22 protein-coding genes are annotated in these 20,039 nt (G+C 69.2%); 6 read left to right on the forward strand and 16 right to left on the reverse strand.

Going from position 1 to position 20,039, the window contains the following annotated elements; all coding sequences use genetic code 11:
- Positions 1 to 110 precede the first annotated feature (110 nt).
- Positions 111 to 806: an alpha/beta fold hydrolase gene (locus C5E06_RS15675; RefSeq protein WP_104307520.1), complete on the forward strand. Its 696-nt coding sequence runs from the start codon at positions 111 to 113 to the stop codon at positions 804 to 806.
- Positions 807 to 990: 184 nt separating this feature from the next.
- Here C5E06_RS15675 and C5E06_RS15680 read toward each other — a convergent pair whose 3' ends face one another.
- Entirely contained in the window at positions 991 to 1,263 is a 273-nt protein-coding gene (locus C5E06_RS15680; protein WP_104243854.1) for a hypothetical protein, read from the reverse strand.
- A gap of 125 nt (positions 1,264 to 1,388) precedes the next feature.
- On the opposite strand from C5E06_RS15680, the gene C5E06_RS15685 reads away from it, so the two are divergent.
- Positions 1,389 to 1,769, forward strand: coding sequence for a multidrug efflux SMR transporter (locus tag C5E06_RS15685; protein WP_104307521.1), 381 nt, complete (start codon positions 1,389 to 1,391; stop codon positions 1,767 to 1,769).
- The gene (locus C5E06_RS15690; RefSeq protein WP_104243859.1) at positions 1,766 to 2,092 is read left to right on the forward strand and encodes a multidrug efflux SMR transporter; all 327 of its coding nucleotides are present in this window, start codon (positions 1,766 to 1,768) and stop codon (positions 2,090 to 2,092) included. Before C5E06_RS15685 ends, C5E06_RS15690 begins: the two co-directional genes overlap by 4 nt.
- A 19-nt stretch (positions 2,093 to 2,111) precedes the next feature.
- Here C5E06_RS15690 and C5E06_RS15695 read toward each other — a convergent pair whose 3' ends face one another.
- Positions 2,112 to 4,112: a glucose PTS transporter subunit IIA gene (locus C5E06_RS15695; RefSeq protein ID WP_219820229.1), complete on the reverse strand. Its 2,001-nt coding sequence runs from the start codon at positions 4,110 to 4,112 to the stop codon at positions 2,112 to 2,114.
- Positions 4,113 to 4,266: 154 nt separating this feature from the next.
- Positions 4,267 to 5,148: a MurR/RpiR family transcriptional regulator gene (locus tag C5E06_RS15700; RefSeq protein ID WP_104307523.1), complete on the reverse strand. Its 882-nt coding sequence runs from the start codon at positions 5,146 to 5,148 to the stop codon at positions 4,267 to 4,269.
- A 138-nt stretch (positions 5,149 to 5,286) separates the two neighbouring features.
- On the opposite strand from C5E06_RS15700, the gene murQ reads away from it, so the two are divergent.
- Positions 5,287 to 6,207, forward strand: coding sequence for an N-acetylmuramic acid 6-phosphate etherase (gene murQ / locus C5E06_RS15705; RefSeq protein WP_104307636.1), 921 nt, complete (start codon positions 5,287 to 5,289; stop codon positions 6,205 to 6,207).
- A gap of 68 nt (positions 6,208 to 6,275) precedes the next feature.
- On the opposite strand, the gene C5E06_RS15710 is transcribed toward murQ, so the two are convergent.
- The 5 genes from C5E06_RS15710 to C5E06_RS19405 are packed head-to-tail and all read right to left on the reverse strand — an operon-like array spanning position 6,276 to position 10,557.
- The gene (locus C5E06_RS15710; RefSeq protein WP_104307524.1) at positions 6,276 to 7,109 is read right to left on the reverse strand and encodes an SDR family NAD(P)-dependent oxidoreductase; all 834 of its coding nucleotides are present in this window, start codon (positions 7,107 to 7,109) and stop codon (positions 6,276 to 6,278) included.
- The gene (locus C5E06_RS15715; RefSeq protein WP_104307525.1) at positions 7,102 to 7,755 is read right to left on the reverse strand and encodes a TetR/AcrR family transcriptional regulator C-terminal domain-containing protein; all 654 of its coding nucleotides are present in this window, start codon (positions 7,753 to 7,755) and stop codon (positions 7,102 to 7,104) included. The genes C5E06_RS15710 and C5E06_RS15715 overlap by 8 nt, the downstream gene beginning before the upstream one ends.
- Positions 7,756 to 7,805: 50 nt before the next feature.
- Positions 7,806 to 8,897 (reverse strand): alcohol dehydrogenase catalytic domain-containing protein, encoded by a 1,092-nt coding sequence (locus C5E06_RS15720; RefSeq protein ID WP_104307526.1) that lies wholly within the window; start codon positions 8,895 to 8,897, stop codon positions 7,806 to 7,808.
- A gap of 2 nt (positions 8,898 to 8,899) precedes the next feature.
- Positions 8,900 to 10,387, reverse strand: a complete 1,488-nt coding sequence (locus tag C5E06_RS15725; protein ID WP_181062583.1) for a cytosine permease — start codon at positions 10,385 to 10,387, stop codon at positions 8,900 to 8,902.
- Positions 10,384 to 10,557: a hypothetical protein gene (locus C5E06_RS19405; protein ID WP_181058060.1), complete on the reverse strand. Its 174-nt coding sequence runs from the start codon at positions 10,555 to 10,557 to the stop codon at positions 10,384 to 10,386. Before C5E06_RS19405 ends, C5E06_RS15725 begins: the two co-directional genes overlap by 4 nt.
- Positions 10,558 to 10,710: 153 nt before the next feature.
- Here C5E06_RS19405 and C5E06_RS15730 point away from each other — a divergent pair, with 153 nt between their 5' ends.
- Positions 10,711 to 11,541: a nitrilase-related carbon-nitrogen hydrolase gene (locus C5E06_RS15730; protein ID WP_104243873.1), complete on the forward strand. Its 831-nt coding sequence runs from the start codon at positions 10,711 to 10,713 to the stop codon at positions 11,539 to 11,541.
- Positions 11,542 to 11,568: 27 nt separating this feature from the next.
- Here C5E06_RS15730 and C5E06_RS15735 read toward each other — a convergent pair whose 3' ends face one another.
- Entirely contained in the window at positions 11,569 to 11,838 is a 270-nt protein-coding gene (locus C5E06_RS15735) for a hypothetical protein (RefSeq protein WP_104307528.1), read from the reverse strand.
- A gap of 114 nt (positions 11,839 to 11,952) precedes the next feature.
- Between C5E06_RS15735 and C5E06_RS15740 the strand changes: the two genes are divergently transcribed.
- Complete coding sequence (locus C5E06_RS15740; protein WP_104307529.1) at positions 11,953 to 12,933, forward strand: aldo/keto reductase; 981 nt, start codon at positions 11,953 to 11,955, stop codon at positions 12,931 to 12,933.
- Positions 12,934 to 12,976: 43 nt separating this feature from the next.
- On the opposite strand, the gene C5E06_RS15745 is transcribed toward C5E06_RS15740, so the two are convergent.
- From C5E06_RS15745 to C5E06_RS15775, 7 genes are all read right to left on the reverse strand, one after another.
- Entirely contained in the window at positions 12,977 to 13,435 is a 459-nt protein-coding gene (locus C5E06_RS15745; RefSeq protein ID WP_104307530.1) for a Fur family transcriptional regulator, read from the reverse strand.
- Between the two features lies 1 nt (position 13,436).
- On the reverse strand, positions 13,437 to 14,273 hold the full coding sequence (locus C5E06_RS15750; RefSeq protein ID WP_104243881.1) for a metal ABC transporter permease: 837 nt from the start codon (positions 14,271 to 14,273) through the stop codon (positions 13,437 to 13,439).
- 2 nt (positions 14,274 to 14,275) lie between these two features.
- Complete coding sequence (locus C5E06_RS15755; protein WP_181063005.1) at positions 14,276 to 15,184, reverse strand: metal ABC transporter permease; 909 nt, start codon at positions 15,182 to 15,184, stop codon at positions 14,276 to 14,278.
- The gene (locus C5E06_RS15760; RefSeq protein WP_104307532.1) at positions 15,181 to 15,990 is read right to left on the reverse strand and encodes a metal ABC transporter ATP-binding protein; all 810 of its coding nucleotides are present in this window, start codon (positions 15,988 to 15,990) and stop codon (positions 15,181 to 15,183) included. The genes C5E06_RS15755 and C5E06_RS15760 overlap by 4 nt, the downstream gene beginning before the upstream one ends.
- Positions 15,987 to 17,084: a metal ABC transporter substrate-binding protein gene (locus C5E06_RS15765; RefSeq protein ID WP_258067702.1), complete on the reverse strand. Its 1,098-nt coding sequence runs from the start codon at positions 17,082 to 17,084 to the stop codon at positions 15,987 to 15,989. Before C5E06_RS15765 ends, C5E06_RS15760 begins: the two co-directional genes overlap by 4 nt.
- Before the next feature lie 493 nt (positions 17,085 to 17,577).
- Complete coding sequence (locus tag C5E06_RS15770) at positions 17,578 to 19,008, reverse strand: dihydrolipoamide acetyltransferase family protein (RefSeq protein WP_104243889.1); 1,431 nt, start codon at positions 19,006 to 19,008, stop codon at positions 17,578 to 17,580.
- A 33-nt stretch (positions 19,009 to 19,041) separates the two neighbouring features.
- On the reverse strand, positions 19,042 to 20,007 hold the full coding sequence (locus tag C5E06_RS15775; protein ID WP_104244172.1) for an alpha-ketoacid dehydrogenase subunit beta: 966 nt from the start codon (positions 20,005 to 20,007) through the stop codon (positions 19,042 to 19,044).
- Between the last annotated feature and the right edge of the window lie 32 nt (positions 20,008 to 20,039).

Genomic DNA, 20,039 nt, shown 5'->3' on the forward strand with positions numbered 1-20,039 from the left:
ACGACTGCGTCGGTTGGATCGGCGAGCACGAGGAAGCTGACTCCCGGGTTCTCGACTGACGTCATCCACTCTCATCCGACTTTGTCGGTGGTCGCCGTTAGCGTCGCAGCATGAACATCATCCTCATTCCCGGCTTCTGGCTCACGGGCGATTCCTGGGCCCCCGTCACACAGGCCCTCGAAGCGGCTGGCCACACCGTGCATCCCCTGACTCTGCCTGGCAAGGGCGCCGGTGAGGACCAATCCGGCGTCGGCCTTCGCACCCACATCGAGGCCGTCATCGCGCTCGTCGACTCGCTCGACGGCGACGTCGCGGTCGTCGGGCACAGCGGCGGCGGAGCCGTGGCCTACGGCGTCGTGGATGCGCGACCCGAGCGCGTCGCGAAGGTCGTGTACGTCGACTCCGGCCCGCTCGCAGACGGCGGCGTCATCAACGACGAACTGGAAGCATCCGGCGCCACCCTCCCGCTGCCCGACCGCAGCGCCTTCGGAGAGCCCGAGCTGGTCGACATGAGCGAGGAGGTCTGGAAACGGCTCGAGGCAATCGCCGTGCCCGAACCCGCCGGCGTCGCGACCGAGAAGCAGCAGCTGAGCGACGAACGCCGCTACGACGTGCCGGCTGTCGTCATCACCAGCACCATGCCGGAACCACTGCTCCGGCAGTTCATGGAGGGCGGCCACCCCTACGTCGCAGAACTCGCTCGCGCACGCTCAGTTCGCATCGTCGAACTCCCGACGGGCCACTGGCCGCAGCTCACGAAGCCCGCAGAACTCGCCGCTGCCGTCGTCGACGCCGTGACGGACTGAGAACGACAAGACGCCGCATCCCGAGCACCGGCGGGTCAACCTCACCGAGCAGACATCACCGGGTGGATGTTGTCGCGCCGACGTCACCGCACAAACGCCAGCGCGTCGAACACGGAGGGGCCAAAAGAGGAGCGGGATAGAAAGAAAGAGGGGCTAGAAGATGAGGGAGAGAAGGGGCAGGGGGCTAGAAGAGGATCTGGACGACGGCGAGCAGCGCGACTCCGCCCAGGACAGCCGCGAGCACGGCGACACCGATGCGCATCTGCGGACGTCGCCGCGAGCCGATGCTGCTCGATGTCTGCGCGAGCTGCGTCGCGGCTATCAGCTCCGGTGACCCGGCCGGTGGGAGCTGCTCCGTCACACTCGCCGGGTCGGACGCAGGAACGTCGATCGAGTAGTCACTCGGGTCGACCCGCTCCGGCAGACGCTCGAACCTGCCGTTCGCTGCAGTACCCATGTCGCTCCTCCGCTCCATCGTCGCCCGCACCACTTGCCGCCCTCACCCCACGCTATCGAGCCCGGGTCCGAGAGCCCCGGGAGCTGCCGCTTCTGTCCGTCATCCGAACCTGCGAGAATCCGCGCATGCGCAAATGGCTGCTCCTGGCCGCGGCGATCTCGTGCGAGGTCACCGCATCCCTCTCCCTCAAGGGGGCACTGGATGCCCCCGCTCTGTACGCGGTCGTCGTCACCGGGTACCTGGCTTCGTTCGCGTTCCTTGCACTTGTGCTGCGCGCCGGCTTGCCCCTCGGCGTCGCCTACGGCATCTGGGGTGCCCTGGGGGTCGCCCTGACCGCCCTGCTGTCGGCGCTGCTCTTCGCAGAACCGCTCACCGCACTCATGGGCCTCGGCATCGTGCTCATCATCGGCGGCGTGCTGCTCGTCGAGCTGGGATCGCAGCGCGCGCACGACCGCGCCGAACGACTGAAGGATCAGACGCAGAGGGCCGCCGGGGTGTCCGCGTGACGCTCGGCTGGCTCTTCCTCGCCGGCGCGATCCTCACCGAGGTCGGCGGCACGCTCTCCCTGCGGAAGACCGTCGACGGCAGCCGCCTCTGGTACCTGCCCGTCGCCGTCGGCTACGTGACCGCCTTCACACTGCTGTCGCTGACCTTGGCGCAGGGGGTCCCGCTCGGCGTCGCCTACGGCATCTGGGCGGCCGTCGGCGTCGCACTCACCGCCGTGCTCAGCCACTTCATCTTCAAGGAGCCGTTCACGTGGATGATGGCGGCCGGCATCGCCCTCATCGGCGCTGGGGTGCTGCTCGTCGAGGTGGGTGGCCAGCACTGAGCACCGGCCACCTCACGTTTCAGCTTCGGGCTGACGTGGCGGCGGCAACCGCTTCGACGGTGAGCGGCGGGCCGCCCTGGGATCGGCGCTCCACGATCGGGAATGCTGCGCCGTTCAGCACCACCACGGGGGTGGCGAGCGAGCGGACCCGGGCACGCACGGCGTCGAGATCCACCTTGACGATCACGTCACCGGCCTCGACGACGTCACCCTCCGCTCGCTTGAGGTCGAACCCCTCGCCGTGCAGGTCGACGGTGCCGAGGCCGATGTGCACGAGGACCTCGAGCCCTTCGGGGGTCGTGACGCCGAACGCGTGGCCGGTCGGGAACAACGCCGTGATGGTTCCGGATACGGGGCTGCGGAAGTCGCCGGACGTCGGCTCGACCGCGAAGCCGTCACCCATCGTGCCCGCGGAGAACGCCTCGTCCTCGATGTCGGAGAGGCGGATCACCGTTCCTTCGACCGGGGCGAGGACGTCGATGCGCTGGCCTGCAACGCCTGCCATGCTTGCCCCGCCGGCCTCGGCAGCCGTGGCCGCAGCGCCCTCCAGCGCGGCCTCGTCGCCGAGCAGCTTGTTCTCCTCGTTGCCCTGATCCGCGTTGTGCTCGGCGAGGAGCGCCGGCGTGAATCCCCAGAAGTAGGTGATCAGGAAACCGGAGATGTACCCGGCGAGAAGCCCGACGACATACGCGAGGATCGCGTATCCCTGCCCGTTGTCGCTCTGCAGCAACGGCAGCAGCGCCCACCCAGAGGGGCCGATCGCCGTCGCGCCGAAGGCACCCGCGAACTGGTTGAAGGCTCCGGCGACTGCACCGCCGACGGCACCGCCGAGGCAGGCGGTGAGGAAGGGGCGACCCAGCGGCAGCGTGACCGCGTAGATCAGCGGCTCCCCGACGCCCAGGATGCCGACGGGGAGGGCACCCTTGATCGTCGTCCGCAGGGACCTGTTCCGGTTCAGCCTGAAGTAGATCGCCAGTGCGGCGCCGACCTGGCCCGCTCCCGCCATCGCGAGGATCGTGAGCAACGGTGTGAAGCCCACCTGCTCGATGAGCGTCGCGTGGATGGGAATGAGCGCCTGGTGGAGTCCGAGCATCACGAGCGGCAGGAAGAGCCCGCCGAGCACGAACCCGGCAAGGAGACCGGAGTTGTCGAGCAGCCAGATCGCGCCCGTGCCGATGGCACTCGCAATGTTGCCCGCGACGAACATAAACACGAAGATCGTGGCGAGTCCGGAGATGAGGAGAGCCAGCGTCGGCGTGACGAGGATGTCGATGGCATCCGGGATCTTCCCGCGCAGACTGCGCTCGATCCAGGCGCAGAGCCCGGCGGCGAAGATAGCCCCGATGACGCCGCCCTGCCCGGGTGCGAGCACGATTTCGCCGAGGACGGGGAGGCTGTACTGCACGTCGCTGATGCCGGCGAAGACGATGATCGCCGCGACGGCGCCACCGAGCGCGGGTGTGCCGCCGAACTCCTTGGCGGCGTTGATGCCGGCGAAGATCGGCAGGAACGCGAAGAACGCCGAGCCGATGACGGTGAGAGCCGGAACCACCGCCTCGACGAACTCAGGAGCCGTCCCGACCGTGACCCAGTTGACGAGGAGCCCGCGAACGGCGGCCACGATGCCGGCTCCGATGAGCGCCGGGATGAGCGGCACGAAGATATTGGCGATCTTGCGGATGAAGTTCTTGAACGGGGTGTTGTTGCGCTGCTTCTGACCAGCCTTGATGGCCGCGCCACGCGCGGCGAGGGCCTCGGCGTCAGCACCTGAGGCACCGAGCGCTCGACGGAACCCGTCGGTCACCTTGGTGACCTTGCCTGGTCCGAGCACGACCTGGTAGGTGTCGTCATCGACAACGCCCAGCACGCCGGAGAGCGATGTGATCGCGCCGTCGTCGACCAGGTCGTGGTCGACGAGAGAGACCCGCATCCGCGTCATGCAGTTCTCGACGCCGGCGATGTTGCCTGGGCCACCGAGCAGCTTCAGCAGCTCGCTGGCGAGATCGTCGTTTGCGCTCATGGGCATCCTCTTCTCGCGACGTTGCTCGAATTTTGAAGAACAGTACCAGGATGAACGCGTAAAAGGTAAAAAAGTTCCCCACCAGTGCGAACTGCGGGGCCCACCAAGGCGCGCCTGGGCGCCGCACGGCACCGAGGCCGCTCGTCGCAGCACCTCAGCCCCGCGGGACCGCCCGATGCGTCTTCTCGATGGCCGCGACAGAACCCTCGTAGTCGACCTGCGCGACCCCGGTGAAGACGCAGTCGACGACCATGAGCTGCGCGATTCGACTGCCGAGCGCCGCGGAACGCAACGGGGTCTCCCGGGCAGCGGTGCGCAGGACGATGTCGGCGAGACCGGCAAGCGATGACCGCTCATGGTTCGTGATCGCGATCGTCGTCGCTCCGGTCGACTTCGCGATGCGGAGGAACTCGACCACCCCAGCGGTCTCGCCTGAGTGCGAGATGGCGATCGCGACAGACCGATCGTCCAGCACAGCCGCGGCCGTCCATGCCGCATGGGCCTCCGGCCACTCGAGGGCGATGCGCCCGATTCGAGAGAGCTTGCGCTGCAGGTCGACGCCGACCACGGAACTCGCCCCGATCCCGTGGATGTCGACACGGGCGGCGCCCGCGATGGCCGCGACGGCGTCCGCCAGGGAGTCGATATCGAGGACCTCGGCGGTGTCCGCGATCGAGAGCGTCTCGTTCATCGCGATCTTGGCGACGACGTCGGCGAGCGAATCGCTCGGTGAGATGTCTGCCGCCGGTGCGACCCCTCCGCTCGAGGCGAGGCGTTCTCGCAGGTTCTGCTCGGTGAGGTCGTGGCGCAGATCGCGGAAGCGCGCGTATCCGGCACGTCGCGTGAACCGCACGACCGTGGTCGTCGAGGTGTCGGCGAGCTCCGCGATCTCCGCCATCGACTTCGACGCGAAACCCTCGGGGTCGGCGAGGAGCGCCTCGGCGATGCGACGCTCCGATGGCCGGAGCGAGGGCAGCAGCGCCCGAAGTTCGACCAGTACAGTGCGAGAGTTCGCCTCAGTGCCTTGAGTGCTCACGATCCACCTGCTTTCCGAGGACAGCGTAGCGAGGCTCCACCGCACCGCGCCGTGGAAGTTTATTTACTTACCCACCGCATCTCGTGTACTTTCATAACTCAGGTTCGCATGGTGGCGAGCCGAGGATCGGAGACGAGCATGCCAGACACAGAGATCTCGACACTCGCAGCGCTCTCGACCGAGGGGCGCAACCCGCGCAGCATGGAGCTCGACACGCTCGAGACCGAGCAGATCCTGCGCCTCATGAACGACGAGGATGCGACCGTCGCCGGAGCCGTCCGCTCAGCGCTCCCCGTCATCGCGCGAGCCGCCGATCGCATCGCGGAGGCGCGACGTGCCGGCGGGCGACTCATCTACCTCGGGGCTGGCACCAGCGGCCGAATCGGCCTCCTCGACGCGGTCGAGTGCCCGCCGACCTTCGGCACCTCCCCCGAGGATGTCCTCGGCGTCATGGCCGGCGGGTCGCAAGCGTTCGTGCGCGCCGTCGAGGGCGCCGAGGACGACCCCGAACTGGCTGAGCGGGAACTCGACGCGGTCGCCCTGCGGGCAGAGGATGTCGTCGTGGGGCTGGCGGCGAGCGGACGCACGCCGTACGTCATCGGCGGGCTCAAGGCCGCCAGGCGCCGCGGCGCCGCGACCATCTCCATCGCCTGCAACGCGGGCGCGCCCATCAGCGCGGAAGCCGATATCGCGATCGAGGTCGTGACCGGGCCGGAGGTCCTCACGGGGTCGACCAGGCTCAAGGCTGGCACCGCCCAGAAGCTCGTCTGCAACATGCTCTCGACGGCCAGCATGGTCCGCGGTGGCAAGGCCTACGGCAACCTCATGGTCGACGTCCGCCCATCCAACGCCAAGCTGGTCGACCGGGCTCAGCGCATCGTCGCCGAGGCGACGGGGGCATCGCGCGCCGACTCCGACGCTGCGCTCGCATCGGCGAGCGACCACGCGAAGACCGCCGTGGTCATGCTGCTGGCCGACTGCGACGCACAGCGGGCCACCGCCCTGCTCACCGAAGCCGAGGGAAGCGTGCGCCAGGCGGTCGAGCTCGCCGCAGGCTGAGCCCGGCGACCGAGAGCTGAGCTGAGCTGAGCTGAGACACACCGCCCACAGGTCGACGGCCCTGCTCGTCACCGGGCGTCGAGGCCCACCAGCTCCGCGCTGCGCTTCCACAGGCCCTCGATGAGGTCCTCGTCGAAGATCTGCGGATTCACGTTGGTCGCGTGGTGCCGTTCGTCGTAGTACTCCCCCGCCTGCCAGGTCACACCGGGTTGCCCGGCGATGAACCACTCGAGCGTCTCGCCGCCCTTGGCCGCGCTGATCGTGAAGAGCTTCGCGAGCGGCGTGCGGTAGAGCAGGCGCATGAGGCTCGTCGAGTCGGAGGAGAAATTCGTGCCGACGACCCCGGGGTGGAAGGCGACGCTCGCGACGGGCCGTCCCGCCAGGCCTCGGTGCAGCCCCTTGGTGAAGAGGATGTTCGCGAGCTTCGCGTCGCCGTAGGCCTTGTTCGCGCTGAAGCGGGCGTCGTTGTTGAGGTCGTCGAGATCGATGCGACCCATGAGCCGCGCCGCGATGCTCGCCGTGTTCACGACGGCCCCCACGCTGACCTGGTCGAGCAGGAGGTTCGTGAGCAGGAACGGTGCGAGGTGGTTGACCTGCAGGGTCAGCTCGTGACCGTCGACGGTGCGCGTTCGGTCGCCGAAGATGCCGCCGGCGTTGTTCGCGAGCACGTCGATCGGGCCGACCTGCTCGACGAGTCTTGCCGCGAGCTCCCGCACTTCGTCGAGGCGGGAGAAGTCGGCGACGAAGCGCTCCGCCCCGATCTCCTCGGCGACGGCAGCCGTCTTCTCCGCGTTGCGCCCGACGACGACCACGCGCCACCCCTTGGCTGCGAGGGCCCGCGCCGCCGCAGCTCCGATCCCGTCCGAGCCGCCCGTGATGACGACCGTTCGCGCCTCAGCCACGAGCGTTCGCCTCCAAGACGCTCTCGAGCCGCGTGATGATCGCCTCGAGTCCGAAGTCGAAGGCCAGCTCGAGGCGACGCGACGGCTCGAGCGACGTCGTCACGCCGTGGAGGACGGGGTGCGCGATGGGGTCGGCCGGCCACGGAATGGGCGGGGAGGCCGCATCCACGACCCGCCCGAAGGTGAGCCCTTCGAGCACGGCGATCGCGACGAGCGCCTGCTCGTCGGTGAACCCCACCGCGCGGAACGTGATCGCGATGGCCTCGTAGACGTCGAGCGTCTCCTCGTCGCTCACGGGTTCCTGCACCATGATCGGCAGGGCGAGCGGATGCTTCGCGAGGGCCGAGGTGTAGTCCTTCGACCATCGTCGGACCTGGTCCTGCCAGCTCAGGGCGGCGAGCGCCGCGAGGTCCTCGTCGGTGGCATCCTCGAGCCCGATCGCGAGCGAGAGCTCGGTGCTGATGAGGCTGCGGATGCCGTTGACGATGCCCGCCCGCCCCTGCACGTGGTGGTACATCGACGAGGCGCTCACGCCGAGCTCCTTCGCGAGGACCGGGATGGAGAAGTCACCTTTTCGGTCGATCTGGTCGAGCGCAGCCAGACAGATCTTCTCGGGCGACAGGATCGGTACCCGCGGACGAGCCATGGTCACACTCCCAGTTCTCGATCCACGGCAGAGCGTGGAGATGGATCGGTCTAGAAGACTATGACGCTTCTCGCGCGCTCGCCTCTCCGCATGGCATCGAACGCGTCGTTGACGTCGCTCAGCTGGATGCGTTCGCTGATGAGCTTGTCGACGGGCAGGCGCCCGGCGAGGTAGAGCGCGGCGAGCTTCGGGAAGTCGCGGCCGGGCACCGTGGAGCCGTAGTTCGTGCCGATGAGGCGCTTGCCGGTCTCGGCGAGCATCAGGGCGTCGATCGAGACCGGGGCGTCGACCGGCGGGAGTCCGACGATGACGGCGGTGCCGCCCGGCGCGATGAGGCTGGGCAGGGACTCGATGGTCTGCACGCGTCCGATGGCCTCGAACGCGTATTCGGCGCCGCCACCCGTGATCTCAGCCACCTGGGCGGCGAGATCGGGCCCAGGCACGATCGTGTGGGTCGCCCCGAGCTCGCGGGCCGCGGCGAGCTTGTCCTCGTTGAGGTCGATGGCGATGATGGGGTTCGCTCCCACGAGGTGCAGGCCCATGATGATGCTCTGCCCGACGCCACCGGTGCCGATGACAACCGCTGACTCGCCCGCGTCGACGGAGGCGTCGTTGACGACCGTGCCGATGCCGGTGGCGATCGAGCAGCCGATGAGGCTCGCGACGTCGAACGGCACCTCACGGGGAACCTTGATGGCCGCCGACTCCGGCACCACCGCGTACTCGCTCATCGTGCCGGCCGTGAGGTACGGGTACACGGGTTCGCCGTCGAGCGACAGGGGCGTCGTGCCGTCGGGGAGGAGGCACTCCTCGCTGCGGCTGCCCGTGCACACGTAGGCGCGACCGCTGAGGCAGGCGGTGCACCGGCGGCAGGGGTAGAACCAGCTGAGAATGACGTGGTCGCCCGGTTCGACGTCGACGACGCCTTCGCCGATGGCGATGACCTCGCCGGCACCCTCGTGGCCCATGACGGTGGGCGATGGCAGCTGCCAGTCGCCGTCGAGCACGTGCCGGTCGGAGCCGCAGACGCCGGACGCGCCGAGCTTCACGAGCACGGTGCCCGGCCCCGGCTCAGCGACCTCGATCTCGCGGATCTCGAGCTGGTTGCTTCCCTCGAAGTGAACTGCCGCTTGTGCGCGCATGGTCAGACCCCTTTCCGGGTGGTCGTCTGGTGAGTGGTCGTGGCTTCCGTGTCCGAGAACGCGCCGACGCCGCGGCGCCGGTAGAGCAGCTGGGCGAGCAGCAGGTACACGCCGCCCGAGAGCACGGTGGCTGGGGCCGAGGCGGTGAGGATCAGGAAGAGCGGATGCGTCTCGAGGGTCACCGGGTTGTAGATCCACAGGTAGAACGCCGCACCGACGACGACCGAGATGATGCCGGCCCAGTTGACGCCGCCCGTGAAGTGGTAAGCGCTCTCGCCTCGGAGCCGGTAGAGGTCGGGGAGGCGAACCCACTGGCGTCGGAGCACGAAGTAGTCGGCGAGGATCGCCCCGCACATGGCGGCCAGGAAGGCGCCGGAGATCGTGACGAACACCATGAACTGCTGGTACATGAAGTCCGGGAAGAACGTGAGGATCGCTGGGAGCACGAAGAACGAGCCGCAGAGCAGCGGCCAGGGCACGCGCCCGAGGAGGTTGCCGCTCGCCTGCCTGATCGCGAGCACCGTCGAGTAGACGATGGAGGACATGCTCGTGATGTTGGCGAACGAGATGAACAGCAGCATGAACGCGCCGAGGATCGGACCGCCGAGGGGGAGCATCCACACCGTCGGGTCGGAGTCGCCGAGGGTGAGCGCCGCGGCCATGCCGACGACCTGGGCGACGAGCGTGCCGACGATGAGGCCGGTGAACGCGGGCCAGAGCGCCGCCTTGGGCGAGCGGGTCATGCGCGCCATGGAGCCCATCACGGGGTACCAGGAGAAGCCGACGGCGACGTTGAACTCGACGGCCAGCATGAAGTTCAGCTGCGATTCCTCGAACGGGGCGAGGGGCTCGGCTGCGAAGAGCGCCTCCCAGGACGTGTTCGACACGAGGAAGAACAGCATGAAGACCGTGACGAGCACGAGGCCCGGGGCGACGAAGCGGTTGAGCTTGCCGATCGTGACGGGGCCACGCGACAGGATGAGCCACGCGATGAGGATCGCGACGAGGCCGACAACCGTGACGAGGAGGCTGCCAGAGCCGAAGTCGGTGCCTGCGGCACCGTTGGCGACCTGCGTGACGGCGCGGCCGACCATGATGGCGAGGAGCGACGACCAGCCCATCTCGGTGACGAGGATGACCGTGAAGACGAGCACGCCCACGCCGATGAGCCCGAACACGGGGCGGAGGATCGTGTACTGCTCGACGCCGAAGCGCGCGCTCGCCGCCGTGGCGGCCGGCACCATGATGCCGAGGCCGATCGCGTTGCCGATGACCATCGCGGCGATGCCGTCCTGGAAGCCGACGAGCAGCGCGGTCGAACCGCCGACGAGGAACGCCCAGGTCGCGATCGCGAGGCTCAGGTTCACCCAGCTGTAGTCCCAGCCGGACCAGATGCGCTCCTTCTTGAGGAGCGGCAGCGAGCCGAACGTCGCCGCCTGGTCGAGTTCGGCGGATGCACCCTCGACCTTTCGCCCGGCGCCGCCGCTCACAGGATCACCACGAGGGCGCCAGCGGCCACGAGGGCCACGCAGGTGAGTGCGAAGAGGCCGATGTCACGGCCGCTCAGGGGTTCGTGCGCGATGTCGCCGGCTTCGGCGGTCGCGATAGAGTCGAGTCGTCTCGCGAGATCTGCCGTGATCTCCGGGTCGCGCATGTCCATGGGTCCAGCCTTCGTCGTCGAATCCAGAAGAACCGAATTACTTTCGGTTTCGGCTATCCTGAGGCTGCTCCCCCGGCCATGTCAAGAACTACTTTTCGAGAGACACGGCAGGCTCGAGATCCGAGCGACCACGACGACGATGTGAGGCTGGCAATGGCGCTGATTTCCGTACTGCAGGCACAGGGCGCCGTCGGCGCCGTCGAGGAGAACCTCGACCTCCTCCGCTCCTTCGCCGGGCGAGCGGCCGAGGCTGGCACCGACATCCTCGTCACGCCAGAGCTCTTCGCCACCGGCTACGCGCCAGAGCGAGTCGCCGGCGAGGACGGCTCGGCCATCCGCGAGCAGATCGCACGCATCGCCGCCGACTCCGGCATCGCGATCGTCGCATCCACGGTCGAGCACACCATCGAACGCTCAGCCGGGTTCGCCGCCAACGCCACGACCGAGCGCCGCTTCATCTCGGCTTCGCTCTTCGCGAGCGACGGCAACGAGCTCACCCGCTACCGCAAGTCGAACCTCTTCGGCGCTGAGGAGCAGCGGGTCTTCGACCTCGGGGATGCCGCCGCCGAGGTCGTCGAGGTCGCGGGCCTCAGGGTCGCGCTCGCCATCTGCTATGACATCGAGTTCCCCGAGATCGCTCGACGTGCCGCGGTCGCGGGCGCGGAGGCACTGCTCATCCCGACGGCCGTCCCGTCGACGGGCGACGTCGCGGGCGACCTGCCAGGGCACTCGTACAACGCCGAGGTCATCTCGACGCACATGGTGCCCGTGCGGGCCCTCGAGAATGGGCTGTACATCGCATACGCGAACCACTCGGGTCCGGGATTCACGGGGCTCAGCTGCATCGCGAGCCCCTACGGCAACACTCTCGCCATCGCCGGTCGCGACGACACCGAGCTGCTGAGCGCTGAGGTCACGCCCTCGGAGGTGGCGAAGTCCCGCGAGGTCAACACGTACCTGAAGGACCTCCGCGACTTCCGCTAGCCCCGCACAGTTCTGCCAGCTGCACGCCTACCGGTCGCTCGTCGGCCCGATCGGCTCGGACGCCGAGCCGTCCTGAGTGTCGGGCCGCGCCGCATCCCTCGACCGTCGGCGGGCCGCCGTCTCGCGGCCCAGCTGCCGCCCGCCGAAGACGACGAGCACGAGGCCGACGACCAGCGACGCGATGCGCACCCAGACGGGAAGATCCGCGATGAGCGCCGGGCCGGCGAAGATGAAGGTGGCGGCAACGAAGTACCAGACGGCGACCTGCTGGGGAGCGGCTTCCTGCTCGGGCTTCATGCCCACAACCCTACGAGCGGCAACTGGACGCGACGTCGACGAGTCGGCTGCGGGTGTCATCCGCGGCCACGGGTCATACGGGCCTAGGTCAGGTGCGGCGCGTTAGCATCGGGGATGCTTCAGCGAACCCTCGGCCGTACCGGCCGCCCAGTGTCCATCGTCGGCCTCGGCACCTGGCAGCTCGGCGCCGACTGGGGTGACGTCGACGAGCACGCAGCGCTCGACGTCCTCAGCGCCGCCGTCGAGAGCGGCGTCACCTTCTTCGACACCGCCGACGTCTACGGTGACGGTCGGAGCGAGACGCTGATCGGAACGTTCCGACGCGAGAACCCGAACGCCGACGTCTTCGTCGCCACGAAGATGGGACGCAGGGGCCCACAGGACCCCGCCGAGTTCACACTCGACAACTTCCGGGCCTGGACGGACCGCTCGCGGAGCAACCTGGGCGTCGACACCCTGGATCTGGTGCAGCTGCATTGCCCGCCGACCCCCGTGTTCTCGAACGATGCCGTCTACGACGCTCTCGACACACTCGTCGCCGAGGGTGCGATCGCCGCCTACGGCGTCAGCGTCGAGACCGCGGATGAGGCCCTCGCCGCGATCGCCAGGCCGGGAACCGCGTCCGTGCAGATCATCTTCAACGCGTTCCGCCTGAAGCCGCTCGACCTCGTGCTGCCGGCAGCGCGCGAGGCTGGCGTCGGCATCATCGCCCGAGTGCCCCTCGCCTCCGGCCTCCTGAGCGGCAGGTACACGCAGGACACGACCTTCTCGGCCGACGACCACCGCACCTACAACCGCGACGGCAGCGCCTTCGACGTCGGGGAGACCTTCTCAGGCGTCGACTTCGGCACCGGCGTCGAGGCGGCCCAGGCGTTCGCCGCGGCGCTTCCCGAGGGCATCTCCCCCACCGCGGCGGCCATCGCCTGGGTCGCAGCGCAAGACGGGGTGACGAGTGTCATCCCCGGCGCACGCAACCGAGCGCAGGCGGAGTCGAACGCATCCGCCGCCTCGCTCGAGCTGCCCGCGGATCTCGACGCGAACGTGCACGAGATCTACGACCGGTTCTTCCGCCAGACGGTCCACGCCCGGTGGTGAGCGGCTTCGCGGGCGGCTCCACTGCGGGGTCGCCCCGCGCGGTTTAGGCGGACGCCGCAGCTGCAGCCGTGCACTTCGGGCACAGGCCGAAGATGTCGACGACGTGCCTCGCCTGCGTGTAGCCGTGCTTCGCGGCGACGCTCGACGCCCACTGCTCGACGGGGTCAGCCGTGATCTCGACGGCCGCTCCGCAGTTGCGGCAGATGAGGTGGTGGTGGTGCTCGCCCATGACGCAGGCGCGGTAGACGACCTCCCCCTCGGCGTTCTGCAGCGAGTCGGCCTCCTCGCTCTCGCTCAGCGTGCCAAGCGTGCGGTACACGGTCGCCAACCCGATGCGCTCGCCAGCCGCCGACAGCCGCTGGTGCAGCACCTGGGCGCTCACGAACTCCGACGACTCGGCCAGAGCGCGGCGCACGGCCTCGCGCTGACGGGTGTTCCTCTTGACGGGGGCCGCGGCAGCACCGGCGGTCGCGCCGCCCTCACCGTTCGTCTCGTCGCTCATATCAGCCGACCATACCGGGGGCGGATGCGCGTTGCGAGACGCCCTGCGCGAACCGGTCGACGACGCCCTTCGCGAGGAGCGCGATGACGAAGATCGCGACCGCCGTGAGCGCCATCGACCCGCCGGCCGCGAACGACAGCGACCGGGACACCTGCAGGCCGACCACGGCGGCGGTGACGCCGAACGCGCAGGACAGGGCGAGCATCCACCCGATGCGCTTCGTGAGGAGCCTGGCCGCCGCCGCGGGAGCCGCGATCATGGCGATCGCCAGGATGGACCCGATCGCCGGCATCGCGACGACCACCGTGAGCGTGATGAGCGCCAGCGCCACGAGATCCCAGACTCCCTCGCGGAAGCCGGCCGCGCGGAAGCCGCGGGCGTCGAAGCTCGAGAACAGCAGCTGCTTGCCGAAGAGCGCGTACACGCCGAGGACAATCACGAGCGCCGCACCGAGCAGCCACACGTTGGTGGGGTTCATGGCGAGGATCGACCCCGTCAGGTACGAGTCGACGCGCACCGACTGGCCGCGGTTGAGCGACGCGAAGAGCATGCCGAGCGCGTAGCCGAAGCTCAGGATGATGCCGGCCGCCACCTGCTTGCCCTGCCGCGGCACTCGCGAGAGCGCGGCCATGAGCGCCACGAGCAGCAGGCTGAAGATGGATGCGCCCACGACGATGTTGATGCCCACGACGGCCGCGAAGACACCGCCGGGGAAGGTCGCGTGCGTGAGGGCGACGGTGTAGAAGGCACGCTGGCGCAGCAGCACCAGCACGCCGACGAGACCGCTGAGGAGGCCGACCAGCGTGCCCGTGAGCAGCGCGAGAGCGAAGTAGTCCATGGCTACGAGACCACCCCGGCAGCGGATGCGGGGGCACGGCCAGCAGCGGCGGCGGCGCCTCGGCGGCGGGCGGCGGCGAACGCGGTGAGCCCCGTCACGATGACCACCACGAGGTACAGCGCGACGAGCACGAGCACGAGCACGGCGCTCGGGGAAGCCTGGATGCCAGCATCCAGCGACAGCCAGAGGCCAGCCCAGAGGCCGACGAGCCCGCAGCCGACCGACACGAGGAGCGAAACCACGGCGATCGCCCAGACTCGACGCGTGACGAGGCGAGCGACGGCGACCGGCACGATGAGGAGGGCGAGCACAAGCAGGTTGCCGACCGCACGTGCGGCTGCGACGACCACGAGCGCGATCGCGATGTTCAGCGCCAGCTCGTAGGCGAGCACCCGCATGCCGGACGCCTGCGCCTGCTTGCGGTCGAAGGAGACGAGCAGCTGCTCCTTCCAGGTGCCGAGGACCAGCAGCACGGCGGTGCCGCCGAGCACGCAGATCGCGACGATGTCAGCGCTCGAGACCGTGAGGAGCTGCCCAAAGAGGAGATGCTCGAGTCCTGACGCGTAGTCGACGCTGCGCGAGACGATGACGATGCCGAGGGAGAACGCACCGGCGAGGACCACGGCGATGGTCGCGTCTGAGCCGATGCCACGCGCCGAGGCGATGGTCAGTGCAACCGTCGCGATCAGGGCCGCGATGCCGGCGCCGACGTAGACGCCGTCGGTGCCCGCCGCAATGAAGCCGATCACGACGCCGGGGAACACCGAATGCACCAGGCCGTCGCTGAGGAACTCGAGGCCGCGCAACGCGAGGGCCGTGCCGACGATGGCACTCGCGACCGCGAGCACGATGATGGCGACGGCCGCGCTCTGCACGAACGGCAGCTGCAGCAGGACGGAGAGATCGGTCACACCCGGGCCCGCTCGTGATCGTCGCTGTCGTCGCCGCCCGGCGCGCAGACCGTGCCGTGGGCGCCGCCGTGCGCCTCGGTGTCTGCGGACGTGCCGGAGAACGCCGCCGCGAGCGCCGCATCCGTCAACGCCTCCGAGATGGGCCCGCCGGCGATCTGCCTGCCGTTGAGCAACAGCACGTGGGAGCACACCTCATGCGCGAGCTCGAGGTCGTGCGTGGAGACGACGATGCCGACCCCCGTCTCTCGGAGGCGGCGCAGGGTCGCGATGAGCGCATCCCGGTTGGCACGGTCGAGGCCGTTGAACGGCTCGTCGAGGAGGATGAGCCTCGGCTCGGTGGCGAGCGCCCGAGCGAGCAGGCCGCGCTGCCGCTGGCCACCCGACAGCTCCCCGAAGGTCGTGTTGGCGAGCTCGGTGAGCCCGACCGTCTCGATGGCGCGACGCACGATCTCGCGGTCAGCGGCTCGCGGCCACCGGAGCAGCCCGATGCGTCGGTAGCGGCCCATCATCACGACCTGGCGGAGCGAGACGGGGAAGTCGGGGTCGATGTGCGTCGACTGCGGCAGGTAGCCGACCTCGGACGCACGAGACCCCGGAGCCGAGCCCAGCACCTCCGCGGTGCCGCTGGTCGACAGGAGGCCGAGCAGCGACTGCAGCAGCGTCGACTTGCCCGCGCCGTTCGGGCCGAGCAGCGCGACCGCGTCGCCCTCCCTCAGCTCGAATGACACACCGGTCAACGCAGGCGCCTCCCTGCCGTAGGCAATGGAGGCGTCGCGGTACGAGACGAGCGGGGTTTGATGCGTCACTGCTGCGCGAGCACCTCAGGCACGTCGGTCGCGGTGGCGCCCCAGGAATCGATGATCATCTGAGTATTGTGCACCGTCGCACCGACATACGTGCCCGTCGGGGTTCCCGGCTCGCCGAGCGCATCCGTCGCCAGCGCCTCCTCACCCGAGAACACCTTCGCTCCGGTCTGCGCCGCGATGGTCTCCGCGTTCTGCGGGGAGAGCTGCGTCTCGGTGAAGATGGCCTTCACGTTGTGCTCCTTGATCTCGGCGATGAGGGAGTCGATCTCGGCGGCACTCGGCTCGGCGCTGTCGTCGAAGCTCGGCATGATCGAGCCGACGAACGTGATGCCGTACTGGTCGAGGTAGTAGTGGAGCGCGTCGTGGTTGGTGACGATGACCCGCTCGGCCTCGGGGACGGCGTCGACGTTCGCTGCGATCCACGTGTCGAGCTCGGTCAGCTCGGCGTCATAGGCGTCGGCGTTCGCCTGCACCGCGGCGGCGTCGATGCCGGGGAGCTCCTCGAGGTGCGTGGCGATCTCGGCCGCCATGAGCTTCGCGTTCGCGGGTGAGGTCCACGTGTGGGGGTTGCCCTCGGCGTGCTCATCCTCAGCGTGCGCCTCGCCCTCCGCGTGCGCCTCCTCCTCGTGGCTGTGCTCTTCGCCCTCGGCGTGCGTGTGCTCGTCCTCAGCGTGCTCTTCCTCACCGTGCTCGTGCTCGTGGCTGCCCGACAGCGTGACGTTGGCGGAGGCATCCACGACCTCGCCCGCGTAGCCGCTCGACGAGACGGCCGCGTCGAGCCACTCCTCGAGTCCAGCCCCGCTCGAGACGACGAGATCGGCCGAGCCGAGCGCGACGAGGTCGGCGGGGGTCGGCTCGAAGCTGTGCGCGCTCATGCCGGGCTGCAGCAGCTGCGTGACCTCGACGTTCAGACCCTCGGTGAGCTCGCGGGTGAAGTCGGCGACCTGCGTGGTGGTCGCGACGACGGTGAACGACTCGCCCTCCGCGGTGGGTGCCGCGGCGCTGTCGGTGGCCGCGGTCGGACCGGAGCAGGCCGCGAGCGCGAGGGTGGACAGGCCGGCGAGGGCGATGAGGGCAGGAGGGCGAAGGTTCACCCGTGGAGTGTAATTCGTACTGAGAATCAATGTCAATTGCGCGGGCTGGGAATTGCGGTCGGTAGCTCGGCAGCTGGGTGGCTGGGCACAGAGTTGTGGATAGACGCTGCTACGACCCGCGCCAACGACACCCCGCCACAACTCTGCGCAACGCGGCGAGCGTGCATCCCCGTCCGCCCTCACCTCACGGGCCGGGAACCGAGCCCGCGCCCGGGCGCCCCGGCGGCTGGGTGGCTCGGTGACTGAGCACAGAGTTGTGGATAGACGCTGCTGCGAACCCCGCCAACGACCTCCCGCCACAACTCTGTGCAACGCGGTGGGCACGCGCGGTGGCATGCGCGAGGGCACGCTTCCCCGGAGCCGGCGCAACCAGTGACCAGAGTTGTGGCGAAGTGCGCCTCGGCGAACGCGGAACCGCGTTTAGCCACAACTCTGGCCGCCGTTGCGGGGACGGGCGGGCGCGCGGACGCGTCCGACCGCGGCCAGCCGGGGCTCAGTCGAGCAGCAGCGCAGGCTCCTCGACGATCGTCGCGACGTCGGCGAGGAAGCGGCTCGCGACGTCCCCGTCGACCAGGCGGTGGTCGAACGAAGCGCCGAGCGTCGTCACCATGCGGGGGCGAACTTCATCCTCGAACACCCACGGCTTCAGCTTGATCGTGCCGAGCGCGAGGATGCCCACCTCGCCGGGGTTGATGACGGGCGTGCCCGTGTCCATCCCGAACACCCCGATGTTGGTGATCGTGAAGGTGCCGTCGCGCATCTCCGTCGGCGGCGTCTTCCCGTCGCGGGCGCGATACGTGAGCTGCTCGATGGCCTGCGCCAGCTGGTGCAGGGTCATGGCGTGCGCATCCTTGATGTTCGGCACGATGAGCCCACGCGGGGTCGCGGCGGCGAGGCCGAGGTTCACGTAGTGCTTGACCGTGTACTCCTCGTCGGTCCACGCGGCGTTGACCATCGGGTTGCGGCGGATCGCCCACATCACGGCTCGCGCCACGATGAGCAGCGGCGACACCTTCACGCCGGCGAAGTCAGGCGACGCCTTGAGGCGCTTCACGAACTCCATCGTGCGCGTCGCGTCGACGTCGGTGAAGAGCGTCACGTGCGGTGCCGTGAACATCGACGAGACCATGGCGTTCGCCGTTGCCTTGCGCACGCCCTTGACGGGGTGCTTCTCCTCGCGGACCTCGCCCCAGATGGGGGTCTCGAGGTTCTTGAAGACACTCGCCTGCTGCGCGTGGCGGATGACGTCGTCGCGGGTCGTCTCACCGGCGAGCCCGGTGGGCTCGACCTGCGACAGGTCGACGGCGAGGTCCTTCGCGAGCTTGCGGATCGGGGGCTTCGCGATGATCGGCGACGCGGATGCGGCGGGCACCGACCCGGGGCGGGCCTGCGTCCGCGCCACCCCAGGTGCTGGAGCGGGAGCCTGCGCGGCCGGGCGATGCGACGGCTGAGCCGGGGCGGGGATCTGCGCGGGGCGCGTCGGCTGGGCTGGTACGGCCGACTTCTTGCGTCGGCGCGTCGTGGGCGCGTCACCGAGTCCGTAGCCGACGAGCACCGAGTTGGCGCCGGACTCGGCGCCCTCGCTGGAGACGGTGGAAGCCGCATCCGCCTGTGCCGCGTCGAACTCGAGGTCGGCAGCTGGTGCCTCCGGGGCGGCGGGCGCCTCGGAGCTGCTCGAGGACCCAGCGGTCTCGATGGAGAGGATGTGCTTGCCCACGTCGACGGTCTGGCCCTCGCTCGCGAAGAGCTCGACGACGCGCCCCTCGAAGGGGCTGGGCAGCTCGACGATCGACTTGGCCGTCTCGATCTCGCACAGCGTCTGGTTCAGCTCGACGCTGTCGCCGGCCTTCACGTGCCAGGAGACGATCTCGGCCTCGGTGAGTCCCTCGCCGACGTCGGGGAGTTCGAAGTTCTCGGTGCTCATTGGTGTGCTTGCCTCTATCTGTGCGGGCTTGGTTCAGTACTCGAGCGAGCGGTCGACGGCTTCGAGGATGCGGTCTGCGTCCGGCAGGTAGCTCGCCTCGAGCTTCGCTGGCGGGAAGGGAACGTTGAAGCCCGACACGCGAAGCACGGGCGCCTCGAGCGAGAAGAACACTCGCTCCTGCACGGTCGCGGCGATCTCGGAGCCGATGCTGGCGTTCGAGGGGGCTTCCTGCGCGATGACGAGGCGACCCGTCTTGCGGACGGACTCCACGATCGGCGCGTAGTCGATGGGGCTCAGCGAGCGGAGGTCGATGACCTCGAGACTGATGCCCTCGGCCTCGGCGACCGCCGCCGCCTGCAGCGCTACCGCGGTCATGGCGCCGTGCGCGACGAGCGTCACGTCGGTGCCGACGCGGGCGACTCGGCTCGCGTGCATCCCGGCAGCGGGGGCGGCGAGGCTGACCTCGCCCTTCTGCCAGTACTTGCTCTTGGGCTCGAAGAACATGACGGGGTCGTTGCTCTTGATGGCCTGCTGGATCATCCAGTACGCGTCGTTCGGCGTCGACGGGGAGATGAGACGGAGTCCGGCGGTGTGCGCGAAGTATGCCTCTGGGCTCTCCTGGTGGTGCTCGACGGCGCCGATGTGCCCGCCGTAGGGCACGCGGATGACAACCGGCATCTGCAGGCGGCCCTCGTTGCGGTTCGTGAGCTTCGCGAGCTGCGTCGTGATCTGGTCGAAGCCGGGGAAGATGAAGCCGTCGAACTGGATCTCGCACACGGGCCGGTAGCCGCGCATGGCGAGGCCGATGGCGGTGCCGATGATGCCGGACTCCGCGAGCGGGGTGTCGAGCACGCGGTTCTCGCCGAAGTCGCGCTTCAGGTGCTCGGTGACGCGGAAGACGCCGCCGAGCGTGCCGATGTCCTCGCCGAGCTGCACGACCTTGTCGTCGTCTTCCATGGCGCGGCGCAGGCCGGCGTTGATGGCCTTCGCGAGCGGCATGGTGACCGTCTCCGGCGCATCCGCCTCCGACT

Origin of the sequence: Pseudoclavibacter sp. RFBI5, assembly GCF_002931395.1 — a bacterium.
Classification (GTDB): Bacteria; Actinomycetota; Actinomycetes; order Actinomycetales; family Microbacteriaceae; genus Pseudoclavibacter.

Coding starts and splice junctions, on each gene's coding strand:
- C5E06_RS15675 (WP_104307520.1), top strand. CDS start 111: ATGAACATCATCCTCATTCCCGGCTTCTGGCTCACGGGCGATTCCTGG.
- C5E06_RS15775 (WP_104244172.1), bottom strand. CDS start 20,007: ATGCCGCTCGCGAAGGCCATCAACGCCGGCCTGCGCCGCGCCATGGAA.
- C5E06_RS15745 (WP_104307530.1), bottom strand. CDS start 13,435: ATGAGCGACGAGACGAACGGTGAGGGCGGCGCGACCGCCGGTGCTGCC.
- C5E06_RS15730 (WP_104243873.1), top strand. CDS start 10,711: ATGGCGCTGATTTCCGTACTGCAGGCACAGGGCGCCGTCGGCGCCGTC.
- C5E06_RS15695 (WP_219820229.1), bottom strand. CDS start 4,112: ATGAGCGCAAACGACGATCTCGCCAGCGAGCTGCTGAAGCTGCTCGGT.
- C5E06_RS15720 (WP_104307526.1), bottom strand. CDS start 8,897: ATGCGCGCACAAGCGGCAGTTCACTTCGAGGGAAGCAACCAGCTCGAG.
- C5E06_RS19405 (WP_181058060.1), bottom strand. CDS start 10,557: ATGGACATGCGCGACCCGGAGATCACGGCAGATCTCGCGAGACGACTC.
- C5E06_RS15680 (WP_104243854.1), bottom strand. CDS start 1,263: ATGGGTACTGCAGCGAACGGCAGGTTCGAGCGTCTGCCGGAGCGGGTC.
- C5E06_RS15740 (WP_104307529.1), top strand. CDS start 11,953: ATGCTTCAGCGAACCCTCGGCCGTACCGGCCGCCCAGTGTCCATCGTC.
- C5E06_RS15685 (WP_104307521.1), top strand. CDS start 1,389: ATGCGCAAATGGCTGCTCCTGGCCGCGGCGATCTCGTGCGAGGTCACC.
- C5E06_RS15770 (WP_104243889.1), bottom strand. CDS start 19,008: ATGAGCACCGAGAACTTCGAACTCCCCGACGTCGGCGAGGGACTCACC.
- C5E06_RS15735 (WP_104307528.1), bottom strand. CDS start 11,838: ATGAAGCCCGAGCAGGAAGCCGCTCCCCAGCAGGTCGCCGTCTGGTAC.
- C5E06_RS15750 (WP_104243881.1), bottom strand. CDS start 14,273: ATGGACTACTTCGCTCTCGCGCTGCTCACGGGCACGCTGGTCGGCCTC.
- C5E06_RS15715 (WP_104307525.1), bottom strand. CDS start 7,755: ATGGCTCGTCCGCGGGTACCGATCCTGTCGCCCGAGAAGATCTGTCTG.
- murQ (WP_104307636.1), top strand. CDS start 5,287: ATGCCAGACACAGAGATCTCGACACTCGCAGCGCTCTCGACCGAGGGG.